This is a genomic window from Rossellomorea vietnamensis (assembly GCF_008180415.1).
Classification (GTDB): Bacteria; Bacillota; Bacilli; order Bacillales; family Bacillaceae_B; genus Rossellomorea; species Rossellomorea vietnamensis_C.
The window spans coordinates 56734-72852 of the sequence record NZ_VTEI01000005.1 but is presented as its reverse complement, the minus strand read 5'-3'; the positions used below and the strand labels follow the sequence as shown (position 1 = coordinate 72852).

Annotated in this window: 27 protein-coding genes; 7 read left to right on the top strand and 20 right to left on the bottom strand. The window is 38.0% G+C overall.

What is annotated here, in order from left to right; genetic code table 11:
* Nucleotides 1–10: 10 nt before the first annotated feature.
* A complete protein-coding gene (locus tag FZC78_RS11590; RefSeq protein ID WP_148939863.1) occupies nucleotides 11–259 on the top strand; it encodes a YueH family protein in 249 nt (82 codons plus the stop codon).
* 122 nt (nucleotides 260–381) lie between these two features.
* On the opposite strand, the gene FZC78_RS11585 is transcribed toward FZC78_RS11590, so the two are convergent.
* The gene (locus FZC78_RS11585) at nucleotides 382–669 is read right to left on the bottom strand and encodes a DUF5316 domain-containing protein (RefSeq protein ID WP_148939862.1); all 288 of its coding nucleotides are present in this window, start codon (nucleotides 667–669) and stop codon (nucleotides 382–384) included.
* A 159-nt stretch (nucleotides 670–828) separates the two neighbouring features.
* Here FZC78_RS11585 and FZC78_RS11580 point away from each other — a divergent pair, with 159 nt between their 5' ends.
* Nucleotides 829–1830 carry a DUF3231 family protein gene (locus FZC78_RS11580; protein WP_148939861.1) on the top strand — a complete coding sequence of 334 codons (1002 nt, stop codon included), beginning with the start codon at nucleotides 829–831 and terminating at the stop codon, nucleotides 1828–1830.
* A 384-nt stretch (nucleotides 1831–2214) separates the two neighbouring features.
* Here FZC78_RS11580 and FZC78_RS11575 read toward each other — a convergent pair whose 3' ends face one another.
* The 3 genes from FZC78_RS11575 to FZC78_RS11565 form a co-directional block, all read right to left on the bottom strand.
* A complete protein-coding gene (locus FZC78_RS11575; protein WP_148939860.1) occupies nucleotides 2215–2337 on the bottom strand; it encodes an NAD(P)-binding protein in 123 nt (40 codons plus the stop codon).
* A gap of 41 nt (nucleotides 2338–2378) precedes the next feature.
* Nucleotides 2379–2921: a thiol-disulfide oxidoreductase ResA gene (resA, locus tag FZC78_RS11570; RefSeq protein WP_148939859.1), complete on the bottom strand. Its 543-nt coding sequence runs from the start codon at nucleotides 2919–2921 to the stop codon at nucleotides 2379–2381.
* A gap of 446 nt (nucleotides 2922–3367) precedes the next feature.
* Entirely contained in the window at nucleotides 3368–3676 is a 309-nt protein-coding gene (locus FZC78_RS11565; RefSeq protein WP_148939858.1) for a hypothetical protein, read from the bottom strand.
* A 186-nt stretch (nucleotides 3677–3862) separates the two neighbouring features.
* Between FZC78_RS11565 and FZC78_RS11560 the strand changes: the two genes are divergently transcribed.
* Nucleotides 3863–4453 (top strand): HAD-IA family hydrolase, encoded by a 591-nt coding sequence (locus FZC78_RS11560; protein ID WP_148939997.1) that lies wholly within the window; start codon nucleotides 3863–3865, stop codon nucleotides 4451–4453.
* 88 nt (nucleotides 4454–4541) lie between these two features.
* Here the strand turns inward: FZC78_RS11560 and FZC78_RS11555 are convergent, their stop codons facing one another.
* Complete coding sequence (locus tag FZC78_RS11555; protein WP_148939857.1) at nucleotides 4542–4730, bottom strand: hypothetical protein; 189 nt, start codon at nucleotides 4728–4730, stop codon at nucleotides 4542–4544.
* A 154-nt stretch (nucleotides 4731–4884) separates the two neighbouring features.
* Between FZC78_RS11555 and FZC78_RS11550 the strand changes: the two genes are divergently transcribed.
* Nucleotides 4885–5625, top strand: a complete 741-nt coding sequence (locus tag FZC78_RS11550) for a phosphotransferase family protein (protein ID WP_148939996.1) — start codon at nucleotides 4885–4887, stop codon at nucleotides 5623–5625.
* Between the two features lie 185 nt (nucleotides 5626–5810).
* Here FZC78_RS11550 and FZC78_RS11545 read toward each other — a convergent pair whose 3' ends face one another.
* From FZC78_RS11545 to FZC78_RS11530, 4 genes are all read right to left on the bottom strand, one after another.
* On the bottom strand, nucleotides 5811–6386 hold the full coding sequence (locus FZC78_RS11545) for a histidine phosphatase family protein (RefSeq protein WP_148939856.1): 576 nt from the start codon (nucleotides 6384–6386) through the stop codon (nucleotides 5811–5813).
* A 756-nt stretch (nucleotides 6387–7142) separates the two neighbouring features.
* Nucleotides 7143–7850: a class I SAM-dependent methyltransferase gene (locus FZC78_RS11540; RefSeq protein WP_148939855.1), complete on the bottom strand. Its 708-nt coding sequence runs from the start codon at nucleotides 7848–7850 to the stop codon at nucleotides 7143–7145.
* A 40-nt stretch (nucleotides 7851–7890) separates the two neighbouring features.
* A complete protein-coding gene (locus FZC78_RS11535; protein ID WP_148939854.1) occupies nucleotides 7891–8073 on the bottom strand; it encodes a serine kinase in 183 nt (60 codons plus the stop codon).
* A 71-nt stretch (nucleotides 8074–8144) separates the two neighbouring features.
* Nucleotides 8145–8279, bottom strand: a complete 135-nt coding sequence (locus tag FZC78_RS11530; RefSeq protein WP_148939853.1) for a tRNA U-34 5-methylaminomethyl-2-thiouridine biosynthesis protein — start codon at nucleotides 8277–8279, stop codon at nucleotides 8145–8147.
* 126 nt (nucleotides 8280–8405) lie between these two features.
* On the opposite strand from FZC78_RS11530, the gene FZC78_RS11525 reads away from it, so the two are divergent.
* Nucleotides 8406–8588: a DUF4083 domain-containing protein gene (locus FZC78_RS11525; RefSeq protein ID WP_148939852.1), complete on the top strand. Its 183-nt coding sequence runs from the start codon at nucleotides 8406–8408 to the stop codon at nucleotides 8586–8588.
* A 92-nt stretch (nucleotides 8589–8680) separates the two neighbouring features.
* On the opposite strand, the gene FZC78_RS11520 is transcribed toward FZC78_RS11525, so the two are convergent.
* From FZC78_RS11520 to FZC78_RS11500, 6 genes are all read right to left on the bottom strand, one after another.
* Nucleotides 8681–8881 (bottom strand): hypothetical protein, encoded by a 201-nt coding sequence (locus FZC78_RS11520; RefSeq protein WP_148939851.1) that lies wholly within the window; start codon nucleotides 8879–8881, stop codon nucleotides 8681–8683.
* Between the two features lie 206 nt (nucleotides 8882–9087).
* Nucleotides 9088–9657: a hypothetical protein gene (locus tag FZC78_RS11515; protein ID WP_148939850.1), complete on the bottom strand. Its 570-nt coding sequence runs from the start codon at nucleotides 9655–9657 to the stop codon at nucleotides 9088–9090.
* A 274-nt stretch (nucleotides 9658–9931) separates the two neighbouring features.
* Nucleotides 9932–10162, bottom strand: a complete 231-nt coding sequence (locus tag FZC78_RS11510; protein ID WP_148939849.1) for a DUF3953 domain-containing protein — start codon at nucleotides 10160–10162, stop codon at nucleotides 9932–9934.
* Nucleotides 10163–10212: 50 nt separating this feature from the next.
* Entirely contained in the window at nucleotides 10213–10443 is a 231-nt protein-coding gene (locus FZC78_RS11505) for a hypothetical protein (RefSeq protein WP_353733572.1), read from the bottom strand.
* A 164-nt stretch (nucleotides 10444–10607) separates the two neighbouring features.
* Complete coding sequence (locus tag FZC78_RS23670) at nucleotides 10608–10772, bottom strand: hypothetical protein (protein WP_187444910.1); 165 nt, start codon at nucleotides 10770–10772, stop codon at nucleotides 10608–10610.
* A gap of 44 nt (nucleotides 10773–10816) precedes the next feature.
* Nucleotides 10817–11434 (bottom strand): hypothetical protein, encoded by a 618-nt coding sequence (locus FZC78_RS11500; protein WP_148939847.1) that lies wholly within the window; start codon nucleotides 11432–11434, stop codon nucleotides 10817–10819.
* Nucleotides 11435–11863: 429 nt separating this feature from the next.
* On the opposite strand from FZC78_RS11500, the gene FZC78_RS11495 reads away from it, so the two are divergent.
* Both FZC78_RS11495 and FZC78_RS11490 read left to right on the top strand, forming a co-directional pair.
* Entirely contained in the window at nucleotides 11864–12070 is a 207-nt protein-coding gene (locus tag FZC78_RS11495; RefSeq protein ID WP_435874089.1) for a helix-turn-helix transcriptional regulator, read from the top strand.
* A complete protein-coding gene (locus FZC78_RS11490; protein WP_148939845.1) occupies nucleotides 12067–12549 on the top strand; it encodes a hypothetical protein in 483 nt (160 codons plus the stop codon). Before FZC78_RS11495 ends, FZC78_RS11490 begins: the two co-directional genes overlap by 4 nt.
* Before the next feature lie 74 nt (nucleotides 12550–12623).
* Here the strand turns inward: FZC78_RS11490 and FZC78_RS11485 are convergent, their stop codons facing one another.
* The 5 genes from FZC78_RS11485 to FZC78_RS11470 form a co-directional block, all read right to left on the bottom strand.
* Nucleotides 12624–13034: a hypothetical protein gene (locus tag FZC78_RS11485; protein WP_148939844.1), complete on the bottom strand. Its 411-nt coding sequence runs from the start codon at nucleotides 13032–13034 to the stop codon at nucleotides 12624–12626.
* Nucleotides 13024–13251 (bottom strand): helix-turn-helix transcriptional regulator, encoded by a 228-nt coding sequence (locus tag FZC78_RS11480; protein WP_148939843.1) that lies wholly within the window; start codon nucleotides 13249–13251, stop codon nucleotides 13024–13026. Before FZC78_RS11480 ends, FZC78_RS11485 begins: the two co-directional genes overlap by 11 nt.
* A gap of 182 nt (nucleotides 13252–13433) precedes the next feature.
* Complete coding sequence (locus tag FZC78_RS11475; protein WP_148939842.1) at nucleotides 13434–14594, bottom strand: FtsW/RodA/SpoVE family cell cycle protein; 1161 nt, start codon at nucleotides 14592–14594, stop codon at nucleotides 13434–13436.
* 558 nt (nucleotides 14595–15152) lie between these two features.
* Nucleotides 15153–15326, bottom strand: a complete 174-nt coding sequence (locus FZC78_RS24585; protein WP_286365493.1) for a hypothetical protein — start codon at nucleotides 15324–15326, stop codon at nucleotides 15153–15155.
* 38 nt (nucleotides 15327–15364) lie between these two features.
* Nucleotides 15365–16048: a hypothetical protein gene (locus FZC78_RS11470; RefSeq protein WP_148939841.1), complete on the bottom strand. Its 684-nt coding sequence runs from the start codon at nucleotides 16046–16048 to the stop codon at nucleotides 15365–15367.
* Nucleotides 16049–16119 lie beyond the last annotated feature (71 nt).

Sequence of the window (16119 nt, the reverse complement as noted above, 5' to 3'; positions counted from 1 at the left end):
GTGATGAAGAATGATTACCTCTTATGAGAAGATTAATATATCTGGAAATAAGACGGCCGAAGTATACCTTCACCTGACACCTGACAATAGATTCATCGTTTCCATTCCTGCCATACATTGGTCAGCTGAGTTCAACAAAGAGGATGAGTTCAGTTTCCAAGATGACCAATTGAAGTCATCCTTGAACTTTCACTTATTTGAAGGGAATACTGATGAATTAGTCAGTGCCATAAAAGAATTAGCTAAGAAGCATTTTTAAGATAAAAACCTGTTACTGCCTGTTTTACTTCTTATTTCCGAGTGGTAAAACAGGCAGTAATTTTACCTTCCTCTTAATACCTCAGAAAAATCTTGTACCTTTCAAAATCAATTTCTAACCTTTTAAGGCTGCAGCGTCAATACAATCGCTGCCGCAAAATGCGGAGCTCCCAGTAATGCAAACAGATACATCATTCTTATCCTCTTCCTTCTTTTCTCTTTTGTTTCAGTAGAAGTATTGGCCCTGATTTGATTACCGCTTATGAAAGCTCCTGATAGTATGCCGGAAATGGCCAGACAGAATAAACCGATTCCTCCACATATGAAGGTGATCATTTCGGATCCCGTTAGTAAGCCAGCCAGAAAGAATAGAGAGGCAGATAAAAAACTAATGAAGAAGATTTTTTTCAAGTTATACATCTCCTTTACTTATACCATTAAATACGCAGCAGAATTATGAAATGAAAATATTTAGATTTTATCCACATCTAAAGACAGGGCATTCTTTTAATCCCCTAAGAAGAATGATAATTTGCTGAGTATAGGGGAAAATAGGGCTGAGGTGATACCATGGATAAAGAAGATATAAAGCTAACGTCAGCTGAAATAGGAACACTTTGGGGAGAATACATAAACGGAACGGCTGTAGATTGTGTAAACAAATATATGGTGTCGATTATTGAGGATGACAGAATCAAATCCCTTTTTGAGGAAGCTCTGAATTTATTTAACAAACAAAAAGGCCAGATTATCTCTTTCCTTGAAAAAGAAGGCTTTTCCGTTCCGGCGGGTTTCAATGATTCTGACTTGATTAAAGGAGCCAAACGATTATTCTCCGATATCTTTTGTTTACACTACCTCCATATAATGACTCTTCACGGTTTGTTGGGACATACAACGGCTCTTAGTTCATCCGTGAGAAGAGATTTACGGCAGTTCTATGATGAATGTGATAATGATGCCAAAAAGATGTACCATCAAACCACTGAGTTATTGCTTGAGATGGGGCACTTCCAGAGAGACCCCTGCTTTTATCCGGAAGACAGACCAACCTTTGTTAACGGTTCGGAATTTCTTGATGGATTTGGTGATAAAAGACCACTGGCAGCTACAGAGATCATTGCCCTTTCGCTGAATATGAAAAAGAAGATCTTAGGGAAAGCTCTCTCAATGGGCTTCAGCCAAGTAACTCAATCCAAAGAAGTCAGAGAATTTCTAAAATCATCACAAAAAACCTCCGATGATCAAATTCAGTCACTCGGCAAAATACTGCATGAGGATAATTTGCCTATCCCTATGTCATGGGAAACGGAAATTACGGATTCCCGAGAAGCTCCTTTATCTGACAAATTAATGCTCTATCATGTTGGATTTTTATTGCAAACTGCGCAATCATATCATGGAACAGGCCTTGCTTCCGCTATGAGAACGGATTTGGCTATGACGTATGAAAAAATCATTCTCAAAAATCTTACAGTAACCAAAAAGTGGTTCAATATTATGACTAAAAACAAGTGGCTTGAACAGCCTCCCCTGGCACCGAATCGAAAAGAGATTGCGGAAGATGTTTGAAATTTGACTTTTCCGGCCATTGGGATTTCGCAGTTTCTGGATAACGGCCCGTTTTTTACTTTGCGGACCATTTAGATGTCGAGGTCCCTCGGATAAAGTCTTGTATTTTTACTTTATGTGCCCTTAAGAAAATACTGCTATTGGACCGTATTTTCAAAGTACGGGGCAGCGAGATGGCTAATACCTTTGAGGACTTATAAGAATAAGCCCTTCTTTAATTGCTATTTAGTTAAACAGAAAGTGAAAATATTATTACATAAGCCTCTAAGTAATCAACAACTTCGTTTTGTCTGGATAGGTATTCTGGCATCCAGTAAGCTTTAATCCTGGCAAGAATCTATAAAATTCTGGAGAAAATAAAGTAAGTGAGTCATATCTGTTTCTCTACACTTCTCCTATTTCAGAAGCTCTATCTAGAATGACAAATGCTGCCCTGCTTTGCTTCATATAGCAGCCCATTGAAAGACCCGCTTGTCCAGCCCCTATGATCATTACCTCATGATTCATACATCATAGCTCCTCCTAGTTTCCTTGAATCCCATTTATACCTATAAGGATTCTCTTGGCAGAATCTCATTCACCCATTTATCGATTTCTTTCCTTGTCATTTCACCCTGATAGATTCTATTCACTTTTCCCTCTGGAGTAACAAAGAATGATGCGGGAAGATTTCTGACAGCATAAGCATCATACACTTCTGCTTCTTTGTCCATCACTACAGGCAAAGAAAGGTTGTTACTTTCCAGGAATTTTTTCACCGCGAATTCAGATTCCCTGATATTGATAGTAAGCACTTCAAACCCATCGTCTTTATATTGATTGTATGCTTCTTCAATAGCGGGCATCTCGTTTTTGCATGGTCCGCACCAGCTGCCCCAAAAGTTTATGAGCAGAGCTTTTCCTTCAAACCCGCTCGCGTTCACTTTTTCGCCATCAATGCTGGGGAGAGTGAAATTAGGCGCTTGATCATTCACTCTCACTTTATTTAATTCATCTTTGTTATATAGATTGGCATACAGGGTGTATGTCACTGCGCTTAATAAGATTAATAGTATAATGGTTCTCATAATCGACCGTTTTTTCTTCTTCATAAAGATCACTCCTTTTAGTTAGAGTCAATGTTTTTAATATTGGGAAAAAGTTTGATTTTAATTTGATAGGAAGGTGTTTCATGTTGTCACAAAAAGGGCATCGCTGAATGTTAAATGGGCACTAAGGAGGATCATGCTCATCTCGAAGATTGGTTTAAAACAGGAACAGACAAGTTTGTGCATGAACGTATGTGCTTATGATGCAGAACGGATGCCGTCCGATTTGCAATAGACGCTAAGAGCAATGCTAATATATTTGCGAAAGGCTGTTTTCGCATATATTGTTGCTTTCGAATATCCCCAGATCCTAGGAGTGTTATCTCTTATTGGAAAGAGTAGCTTTATTCTTTTCAGTCTTCCGAGATTTTCCGCCTCTTAATATGGTTACTTTTTCGGAATTAGTATCAAATAGCAACAAAGTTTACGTAAAGAGCCTGGTATATATATTATTGTTTGGGAAGGACGCCATTCGTCAGCTTTTCTAAGACCTTATTCAAAATAGAGATACTTATCAATAGCGAAGCAAGGATGACTGCCATTGAAATGATAAATTTTATGATGCAATTAGGAGCGAATCCGGCAGCCCAATTACCGAAATAATAGATACAAACTAATGCTAATGAGATTGCAGCTAAATAAGATAGCGCAATACCGACTATCTGTGTCTTGGAGAACTTCTTCAAAAGATCCCTGTTTTTATAAATTTTATAAATAGCGAACACTGGAAAAGCAGCGATCATTATATAGTCAAACATCTAAATTCAACCTCTTCCTTTCAAATGGTTCTTTCTGTTCACTCTCACCTTAACATATTTTCCCTTTTCTGATTGTGAAATGTTCATGTCAATTATTTATAATGTAGAATTCATTTCTCCTTTAATGAAGGAGTCAGCGTTGAATTGGCGAATTTATTAGATTATAAAACTAAAAAGGATGATTCAATGAATATTCTATGGGACTTCGATGGCACTTTATTCGATACATACCCCGCGTACACCAAGGTGCTTTCAATGGTACTCGGAGATGATTATGACCAAGAAGAAATCTATAATAAGCTGAAAGTGTCCTACTCTCATGCAATGGATCATTATCAGGTTTCACAGGAACAGCAGGATGAAATGAACGTATTAAGGAAGGAATTGCTTCCGAGTGAGATGAAGCCATACGATCATGTCGAGGAAATATTAAAGTACGCTGATAAAAATGTCATCATGACGCACAAAAGCAGAGCCGGTGTTTCAGCAATTTTGAAACACTATGGATGGGAGAAATATTTTGAAGATATCGTCACCATTGAGGACGGATTTGCACGCAAACCGCATCCGGAAGCTTATATTTACTTGCATGAGAAGCATGGGATCGACTTGGCCATCGGAGATAGAGAACTAGATTTACTGCCGGCCAGGGAGCTTGGGATTCCGACCTGTCTTTTTCAAGCCAAAAGTGATATAGCGGACTTCCATTTGGAGGATTATTCGAAATTTTTCACTTTGGATTGGGATTCTATAAAAAGAGTTACAGGGAAGGGTTGAAGACAAAAAGAGTGATTTATAGCAAAAGATACTCCTTGTTCTTGAAAACAATCATAAAAGAACCCTGCACTTACAAAAAAACAGGATTCTAAGAGGACTTCTTATTTACTCTTCTATCAGTGAAAATTTCAAAGCCCCTGTACACAAACAGCGTCAAACCCAGGATTAAAATGATCGCAGATGGAAAATAGCTGGAATCAATGAAAAAATGATAAAAGGCGACACCTAAAAACAGCAGTCCGATTATTGCCATCAGCAGTTGCAAAATTTTTAACACTTCCCCTCTTTTCGTAAGATTATATTACCAGACTATCAGAAAATCGGCAGTGTGAAAATGGACAGATCTTTTTTAGTTCTAAGTACAGCGAATATGCAAAAGTTAAAATCTATTATTTTAGTATAGAAATAACAGGAGAACTCCAATGAATTCTATTTACCTGGGAAATCCGATAGCAAGCGGTAACACGGCAGAAATCTTTCTGCATGAAAACAAGGTGATTAAAATTTTTAACAATCACCTGCCAAGCTCAGAAGCAATGAAGGAAGCCTCTAAGCAGAAACTTGCTCATTCAGCAGGCATCCCTGTACCAGAAGTGCTGGATGTTTCAAGGATAAACGGAAAACAATCAATCACAATGGAATATGTCCAGGGAAAAACTTTGGGCGAATTATTCTTTGAGGATAAGGGGCAGGCTGAAAAGTATTTGATGATGTCCGTCGACCTCCAGCAGCAGATTCATCGCATTATTCCGAAGTCCCTAGAGCGGATGAGAGATAAATTGAGCAGTCAAATAGCATCTGTCTCACAGCTCGATAAAAGGCAAAAATCCAACTTGCTCAGCAAATTAAATTCCATTCAGTTCGAAGAAAGGCTGTGCCACGGGGATTTTCACTTATTTAATCTGATTCTGACAGATAATAAAGTGGTCATTATTGACTGGGTCGATTCCAGTGCAGGCGATATCCGGGCAGATGTCTACCGAACCTATTTGCTCTACTCTCAATTCTACCCAGACTTAGCCGAAAAGTACGTGAGTCTTTACTGTCAAAAAACCGGCTTATCAAGGTCGGACATTTTCGAATGGGCTCCTATAATTGCGGCTGCCAGATTAGCTGAGAGTGTATCTACTGAAAACCAGGATAGGCTTTTGGAGATTGTTAACCAATACTGATGAAATACTTTCTTTTTTATTCAGAGACCTACTTGAGACCATACTAAAATTTTTTCTTTATCATGGTCTCAAGCTACAGTATGCCAGTTCTGCTGTTTTTTTACTTAATCTCGTTATCACTCATATTTAAGTGCCAATCCCCAACCTACTGTAGTTGATTACCAGATAGATTATATAATTAATCCTCAGAGAGGCGGCCACAACCGGTCCACCCCCACCAGCCTTTCCCCCTCAAACTCCATCCGATAAATGTCCGGCTTGGTGGTACTATGTAAAAATTTCAAGCTATTATACTTCTCATCAAAATAGCCCATCATTAATGTCATGACCGCTCCATGGGTTCCAATCGCTATCTTTTGACCACTGAATGTTCTTACTATCTCTCTTAATACTGCCACTGCCCTGTGCTGGCAATCTGCATTAGATTCTCCGCCTTCTAAAGTATAATATTTATCTTCAAATGACTTCTCTAACAACGGCATCAATTGCTTATCGTCCACTCGGTTTTCTTCAGAAGAGAACACCCTCTCTTTAAGGTCTTCCAGTATAGCAACCTCTTCTCCTATTGTATTCGCAATCGGTTCAACAGTTAAAACAGCTCGTCTATAAGGACTGGAAACGATCGTTTGAATCCCTTCCCTTTTCAAAATCTCTGTAACTCTCTGCACATCTATCAGCCCTGTTTCTGAGAGCCCTCGTACCCTTTCTTTGCCTTCCTTGGGTGAATCTCCATGCCTGACCATATAGACGAATGTTTTCATTTCTTTTTCCTCCTATACCACAAATACTTCCATCATAATTAGTTTACCATTTCTTTGAAATCTTCTAGTAAACAAAATATAGTAGAATGTTTTTTAAATTTTTTTGAACCGAGTTTGTTCTCTTTCTATCTAATGGTAAAGGACCATAAATACTGTTGGGAGGTGTGTTCTTTTTGCTCCATAAAAAACCGATAAGAGTCTTAGTTTCCTTTCAAGTGCTGGGGAGTGACTGATGGTACAGAGCTTTATCAAAAACGGCCTGTTATTTCATCAACTACTCACCCAGCGGTAAAAATAAGGGAACTTTTTTCCCTTAATCTTAAATACAAGCTCATTATGGGGTAAATAGAGGAACTTATTTCCCTTATATGATAATAAAGCACATTTATATAGTGTATTAAGTTAAATAAGGGAATTTAATTACCCTATTTTGGCTTCTTTCAGTGTATTTTAGTTATTAAAGGAAATTTTCTCCTCTATATAACAAAATACTTCACCCCATTGATAATGCTACCGGTCACTGGCTTGAATAATCATCTTTCTTTCAACTAGTTAAATAAGGACCCTTCAGCCCCGAAAAGCATAAGATCAAAAATTATCTAAGGATTAATCACATTGCTTTATAAGAAAAAAGTCAACTACATTTCCTATTCAAGGAAATGTAGTTGACTATATCTTTGTTCATAACAAGAAGATTCTAAAATTCGGTAGATTTTCAGTGACCTTATTCTGTCCTTCTGCCTACATAAGAAGAGGTCAATCCTTCATTGCTTTCATAATGAGGAAATTAGGCCTTTTCATAAGTTTTTTGTAGCTTTCGGGTGCTCTCATTTTGAAATTGTTTGTTGGAATGGGTTCAATCATTTCTTTCAGGGTAAAAAAAGAGGCCGTTTTCGTCACAATCTCCTGAAGAGGTCTGCGGTAAAAAGCAACTTCATAATCTTTCCCCTCTTTATTCCAGGTATCGATAATCAATTGTGTTGAAAAGTACTTAGTATCTTCAAGAATAGTGCTATCCATCATAGGATGGTGAACGGAGAATAAGAAAGTTCCCTTTGGTTTCAGTATTCTTTGAAACTCCCTGAAGATATGGTTCCAGTCTTGAAGATAATGCAGAGTTAAAGAACTGATTATGTAATCAAAAGAGTTGTCATGGAAAGGCAATGCTTTTTCCAAATCCAAGCACAGTACCTCTGCCTTATCTCCGACCCGCCTTTTAGCAGAAGCAACCATTTCCGGACTTAAGTCAACAGCAACCACATCTGCACTACGGTTTATCAACTGATGGGTATACCAGCCGGCAGCACATCCTGCATCAAGGACCCTTTTGGAATAGAGGTCTTCGGGAATTTGCGCCATCATGGAAGGTCTTTCATATTCGCTGTTGTATATACTGTTGGTATCGATGGCCTTTTCATAAACACTTGCCAGCTCATTAAAGGTCATCTTTACTTTTTCTTTCAAACTTTCACCTCTTTTTACTAATTTCATTTTGAAACGAACACTAAATGTTAACGGAAGTATTCCCGGGTTCCTTCTTTCTCCTTCCTATCATTACACCAAATCCAAAGATGACTACACCTGTGAACTTCAATAAAAAATAGGACGTACGGCTTATTTCATCAATCGTCAATGCAATTAAAACAGCTCCAATCACAATAAATAAAAAGGCAATGAACAGTCTCACTCCTATCCTCCTCCTATAATTTCTGAAATATCACCACTAAGGCATTCTTGGAGCTAGGTGAATTTTCAAGACTAAGTTCCTTCTTTTTTCCCTATACTGTACCCAATCGAGATTCCCAGTACAAGCAGAAAAACGGGGATGAACTCAAAATCATCAATGATAAACCCCCAAAGAATCCATCCTGTAATGACTCCTAAAATAGCCAAAAATAATGCCTTCAGATCGTATACCCCATTTCCCAGCAAGTTCTCACTTGTTTAATTTTACAGAAATCAAACAATACAAGCACAAATTATGGTATCATTATCCAAAAACAACAAGGAGTTGCAGGTATGTTCATAGGTGACTTTCTTTATTCAGCTCTTTTTTTATTCGTATTGATTATAGGAGCTGTCTCATTCACTCTTTTTGTCCGCAGATTGCTCGTGAACAGCAGCAGAAGTAATACCTATAATGACGATATTAACAGGAAATTAGATAGAATCATTGAGCTGCTGGAAAAACAATCGAAGTAAATACAGCAATAAAACGGTGAAGAGGGACAGTTTTCATCATTGCTTACTGGAAGACATTACACCTGCCCCCTCTTTCACTTTTAATTAGTGTATCAGATCATTGTTTCCTTTTTTTGAGGAGAAAAAAACTTGTTTATTAACTCTAAGAAACCTATGGTCGCCATCACGATTAAAGGGTAAATAATCCAGTTATTTACGTTAGGTGCTATCTTGTTAAATGCTGCAGATAGTATATAAGCCACTGTAAATGCTGCGAGTGCCCACCCAATCATCTCTCCCATTCTTTTTTGCATCTCATTCACCTCTTTTATTAAGATTACTCTCTTTAAGGATTACGAATTAATTCTGGAAATGGTTTCAATTTTTCCTGTTCAGTTTTTAAAAAGCCAAGATTGTGATCTCCTTCTGCAAGTTTTTATAGAATCCTTGTCTTTTTTCCATCGGTTATCTTGATATGAAATCCCGTTGACGATCCACTTTCTATACTGTTTTTCACTTTTCACAAATCAAGCAACTTCTCGATCTGGACAGACTCTTTGCTGTTTGGTGAAAGTGTTACTAAATTCGGACCACTTTCATTCATTAATGACTCTATTCGTTTATCCTCTTTTAAATACGGTGACTCCATGAATACTACCTCAAAAGTAACAGGCTTATTACTGCGATTTTGTAAATTGAGAGTGCATTCACCTTTTAATAATCCCTCTCTAACAGATGCAAAATCACAGGTGCCTTCATCATCATAAGAGACAGCAGCAATACCTCTCGCAAATGTTTCCTGATATAGCGGGATAAGAACCAGAGGCAGAACTGCGTAGGCAAAAGCAGTAAGAACCACTGCCCTGAAATGGTATTTTTCCAAACCCTTTACCAGTAAAACCATAGCGATTATAAATAAAATTGATCCTATAATGGCAAGTGGATTATACCCATCAACATCTCTGATAGGAAAGGACATGAAAGAGGTACGTGAATCAATCATCACATTATTTGGAAAAGGAAAATATAAAAACATACATATAACTAAAATGATTCCCGAGCCTATGAGTGCCAGCTTATTTTTAACCATGCTTTATCCTCCTGTCAATCAATCCTTCTCGAAAGCTTGCTTAATAAAAGGCTATTTTCACATACATTGTTGCTTTCGGAAAAATCCCAAAAGCCGGATTTTTCCCCTGCATACTAGGCTTTTTTGCTCTCAGCGAAGAGAGAAGCTCTTTTCTCTCTTATTTAACAGGATTTTACCGGTTAATTATGGCGCTATCTTTCACAGTTAATTTCAAATAGACACAAAGTTTACGAAAAGAGCCTAATACAATGAGCCAGATTAGATATAGATACCTTCAGCTGATAAGAAATCCTTGAATGGATACATAACCAGTAAAAAGAAATGTCCCCATAAGCAGGAATCCTGTCCCTTTATGATTTCTTTCAAACTCTTCCAGTCCCATGGTCAACATTAATAGACTCAAGAAAAGCATCATAATATGGTTGTAGGTATAATCTCCGGTGATGAGTCCGTAAGATGCAAAAGTCAGTGCTGTAAGGGATACTATGTAACGAATTATTTTCAACAATACATTCACCTACTTTGAATAGATTTTTTTCAAAGAAGTATTGGAGTTTATGAACTCTTAAAACTTAACGCCATTCGATGCAGGAAATATCCAACTGCATTCAGCAGGATGGTTACACTTACTAGAACAACCGAAACGAAAACCAAAGCACCACTGGTATCCATAATTGCAGACCAGTCCTCAATATTGACAAGATGATTTTGGTAGATAATCTGAAAACACAGAGATATTGCGCATGCACTGATGCTCAGCACCGCACTTGTTCCCCATGTCTTCAAATCCTTCTTTCTATACCCCATAATACATACAAAGGGAAGAATCCATGCAATACAGCCAAGGATTAGGCTTCCTAGATTTAGCATACTGAATATGTTAATTGTCCTCCTTTTTTGTGCAGACTAGAAATATCATATAAGCTAAGTACATTGTATTCCAAAATGACTTATTCCCTCATAAAAAGACTAATCCGTTCCTTTACCTTTTCTGATTTTTCTGTATCAAACCGTTCCCTGAGTGTTGTCAAAATGGTGAGCAGCATACCCGCAAGTGACATCAAAGCTATATAAAAAGAGATTTCTGTAATTATTTTCAACGCTTCCCTTTTCAAACTCCTCACCTCTTAAAGTAATGTTCAGCATTTTTTAAACATGATTAATTAGAATAAAATTCAGATTCTTTTTCTTCGACTTTAATTTTTAGCAGTAGGACAGTTTCTCCTTCTTCGATAATCCTGTTAACCGACTCTTCATCTTGATAATCAATCGTTCTCATGGAATTCCCCGCAGATTTCCGATAGGCAGCCAGAACCTGCGTTTCTCCGAGCTGCAGCTCTACTTCCTCTTCACCAATTGCATAATCCCAAGTTGCCAACAGTCCGTGATCAAGGTCTCTATCCACTTTTTCAGGAGCTGATTTTACATCGGGTCCATAAAGAAAGACCATGGAATCTTCTCCATCTGGATTAATTATTCCAAACCCCAAATTTCCTTTTTCCACCTCTACCGGGTTGTTTCCATAAGATAATTGGGTTAAAGGCTGGGGATCCCTCTCTCCATTACTGTAGCTTTCGACCCAAAGCGTTACCCACCTCTTATCCGCCTCAGGCAAGTGAAAATTAAAGTCGAATAACATGCCTAACGCCAAGTCATTAAAGGTTTCCTCATAAGCCGACTCTGTATTTTTAGAAATAGTTGGATGGTCTATATTAGCAGAACACCCGGCACTAATGAGGCTTGCTAAGAAAAAGATACTTAAATAAACTTTTTTCAATACGATCCCCCTCTTTAGAATCCATTTTTCAGAATAGCGGTTGTGCATCTCTTCTTATGTTTATCAAAATAACACTAGGTTGACTACACGCTGCTATTTTCACAGGGAATTGTATGCCTTAAGCTCCATTAATGTCATTTATCTGGATCAAGCAGCAGAACATATTATGTGGTGATTTATATACCTTCCCATCTATTAATTGACGAATAACTGACGCATAAAGTTTCATTTATCTGACAAAAAGGGTCCCTTTTATAAATATGGGAAAGCCTTTGCAGGTAAACTTGCTTCTTCCTGAGGAATTAATTGAGGAGATTTCTTGTTTTAAAAAAACCGCACAAGTAAAATAAACTATACATTAAGACAAGTCAATTTTACAAAATGACAAGCAGACTGTACAATGACCAAGAAGAGATAGGAGTGGTGAAATTGCTGGTGAATCGTGTGAAAGAATTTAGAGCCCGGTTTGATCTAACTCAAGGGCAGCTTGCTAAAAAAATCGGGGTGACCAGACAGACCATTGTGTCATTGGAGAAAGGGAGTTACATTCCTTCATTGCTTCTTGCGATGAATATTGCAGAGGTCTTCAATGAACCAATAGAAGAGATTTTTTCAAAAGAGGAGGAAGAAAAATGAAATTATATATGATTGTTTTATTAAGAGCTCTGCTTTTCGTGTCCCTGGCCATAATGGTTTATGATGTAGTTTGGATCGAACAGCAATTTGAACTGATGGGAAGAGGTTATATCGAAGGTTTTTCAACGAACATCAGCACCCTTATGGGACAAGTATTCATTGTTATAACCATTATCCTGGCCATCCTGAATCTCATACAGATGTTCGCCATGAAGAAAAAGAGACAAGCGAAAGTCGAAGATTATATCCTGCCAGAATACGATGCTTCTGATGAAAGATCAGTGGAAATCACAGGGAGGGCCGTACGTATTGCGTTTGGATTCATACTACTTTCTTCATTTTTACTACTTGGTTCTTATATGCTGGTACCAGCTTACTTTCTTGATTTCGTTTGGTATCCGATGTTTACTACCGCTGCCGTTCCGGTTATCGGACTGGTCGCTTATCTAATATCGTTCAAGGTGCTTTATTCACAATAAGATCGATGTATCCGCAAAGAAGCTAAAGAAGGGAAGGAAATTCTGCCCCTGCTTTAGCTTCTTCCTTTTGATAGTCATAATCGTTTTGTAATAAGAGCACCCATCCCAATGACAATATAGACTCCCATCAAACAAACAATCAACATGCCTGTTTCTATCATCTGTACTCCCAGCGCGTATAATGTAATCAAGACCGCTCCACTCCCGATAAGCAGAGCATAAAGCACTATCATCAAGTAGCGCTGCATTAAGATTAAGCTTCTTTCATCAAAACTGGGAACATTTCGTCTCCTCTTCTTCATTAATTTGGAATAGAGGAAAAAGAGTAGAAATCCTCCTGCTGTCCCGCCAACGACTGAATAAGCCAGAGAGTAGTCATACTCTCCTGTTTCTTTTCCGATTAAGTAGATTCCTATTAATCCACCTGTCATAATACATCCCATAATAAATACCCATCCAACATATAGTGCTTTTTTATTTCTCATCGGTGTTCCCCCTTTCTTGTTCCTCTAGATAAAACATTTCTTCAATCGGCACATTAAAGTACTTAATCAATTTCAGTGCCAATTCCAAACTTGGATTATATTTATTCTTTTCAATGGCATTCACAGTTTGCCGCGTTATCTGCAGATCCTCAGCCATTTTAACCTGCGTAACCCCCTTTTTTAACCTGATTTCTTTTATGTGGTTAATCACTTTCATGCAGAACCCTCCAATAGGAAGTAAAGATATCTTTACATATACTATAAAATAAAAAAACAAGTATGTAAAGATATCTTTACATACTTGTTCCGTATACTGTTTAATTTGGTTTAAGAGGGATTATTTGAATCAGCCCGGTAAAATAAATTTCATAATTTATCAGATTAGTAGATGCCGCCTTTTTACACCTCCCGGCTGCTAAACATGTATTCTTTCGTCTTGGCAGAAATGTTATTCACCAGACTGAGTGCGAGCAGTGTCCCGAGCACAGTACTTCCTCCGTAACTCAGTAATGGCAGCGGGATCCCCGTAATGGGAACAAGTCCTATAACCATTCCGACATTCTCAAATATGTGGAACGTCAGCATCGCAACCACTCCTGAAACGATCAAGCTTTCGAACTCGCCTTTATTCCTCAGCGCAACAGCAACAATTTTGAAAATGAGAAGGAAATAAAGACTAAGTACGATAGATCCACCGATAAATCCAAATTCCTCTCCAATTACGGTGAAAATGAAGTCAGAGTGGGCTTCCGGCACAATGACTTGGCCTTCGTTAAACCCTTTTCCATAAAAAGTTCCCGACCCTGTAGCAAGGATCGATTGTTTTAGCTGATATCCAATTCCCTGGCCGAAGCCGAATGGATCCAGCCATGAATGAATTCTATTCATTTGGTAGTCATCCAGGACCTGTAATAATAGCTCTGTTTTATAAATGTACGTGTAAACTAAACCCGAAAGCATAAGAAGTGAGACCATAATTAATAACACAACCAGCTTCCAATCGATTCCGGAAAGAAAAAGCATGCCTGCAGCAATACACATGACGACCATTCCTGTTCCGGCATCCGGCTGTTTCAGGATTAAGGCCAGTGGAACCAAGGTTATGCCAATTGTCTTTAAAATCAAGAGAAAATCCGATTTGATTGAACGGATTTCGCGGCTTTCATTATGCCTGCTGATGACACTGCCTAAGAATAGGATTAGAAATACCTTCATAAATTCGGATGGCTGCAGTGAAAATCCGGGAATGGCAAACCAGGCTTTGGTCCCTTTAATCTCAGGGGCAATGGAATCCGGTGCTATCATCAGTACAAACAGTGATAGTACACCCATGAGGTACAGATAAGGAGATAATTTCCGAAGTTGTTCAAAGTCAAACAGATACACGACAGAAGTAAACACTAATCCGACCGAAAACCAAATTCCTTGTTTGATAGCAAAATTATCTTCATACGGGAGGTATTTTTGTGAGCTGTATATAGACGCACAGCTGATAATCATAAAAAGCATGATTAAAAACAGCAAATCCAAGTCCATATTTTTAAAATCACGTTTTTCCATTATAGCGAGATTCTCCTTGTTAAAGTGATTCTGATAAGAGGCCGTATTCTTATATGTATATCAGCATCCAATTGAATAAAAAAAATTGCTTACATACTATTAGACGAAAGAGAACCGTAAGAAGTTTCGACTAATTTCTCTTTAAGAAAAATGATTTATCACTTCCTTCTACCTAAAAACTTAGAAAAAAAACCGGAACAAAGTAACTGTCCGGTTTCGCTTTTTTATGTTTATTTATATCTCTTACGTCTCTGCACAATTAGGTTTACGCATCAGTTAATACCCTATTACGAATAGAAGAAAAAAGATCAAGACTATGAAAGACCATACAATAATCGAAACCTTCCTCTTGCATCGATCGTTCTTAACCATTCTTCTTCCTGCCAATTCCGAGACTGTACCCATAACTAACAAAACAATAAAGATATACCACGCCATCATTTCTCATCTCCAAAACTATAAAAATATGGTATAAAACAGCAGCCTCTAATCACACTCATAACCTGCCCATACTCAATAACATTAACGTGCTGAATGTCCTGCAGATTTATTAATTGGCTATTCTGCAGCCTTCTTCCAAACAAACCGCTTGCCGACCAATTGAAATTCCGCAGATTCGTACAATCTGTTTGGTGCCGGGTATTTTTCCGGCATCGCTGTGTAGACAGTCGCTTTGCTGGCTCCCAATTCTTTTGCCTCGTTTAATAGGTGAACTAATAGGGCTTTGCTGATCCCTTTTTTCCTGTATTGGTGAAAACACGATACAGCTTCTATGGTACCAGTTTATTTTTTTCCTCATACCTTCCACTGCAAAGTGCTGCAACTTCATTTTCAGGGTCCAAAACGACTAGATCCAGCTGCGGCCGGTAGGTGGACGTCTCATACATATTCTTAAATATCTCTTCATTGAACTCGATGCCATAACAAAGTTTGTAAGCTTTGAAGACCTGTTGAGCATCCACCAGCTCAGGAACGGATGTAATAGTAAATCCCTGAGGAAATGTGATCTGAAGGGACTTGGAATCAGTAAGATCAAACTCTCTTCTAACCCAGTACTCCTCTGATTTCAGATATCCCTTGTTCAAAAGCACACCTTCAAAATCAACATCATTTTCATAAACTTCCCAACTTCGAAAACTGTCCCCATCAGCATACCGTTCTCCCGCTTCGACCACTTCATGAAAAATATACCTGTATTCAGGCGCCAGGCAAAAAGCATCTTCCTCCAGTAAGCCGACTACACTTTCACCATGAAACCACAACAGTACATTCTTCAGGGATTCATCGATGCTTTTCACCGGTTCAGCCAATCCTCTTGAAAGAGCAGTTTGAAATTCAAACAGCGATAAATTATCATCAAACCTTGTTCCGTATGACTCATAGCTTCCTTCCAAAAAAGTTCTTATTCTTTTGTAGTCATTGATATCTTTGTAGGTTCTAAATATTAAAGACATATATTTTACACTCAACTTTCTTCATAAAAGAGTTTCATATCCCAATTATTTCAAATTATGTAAGAATGAGC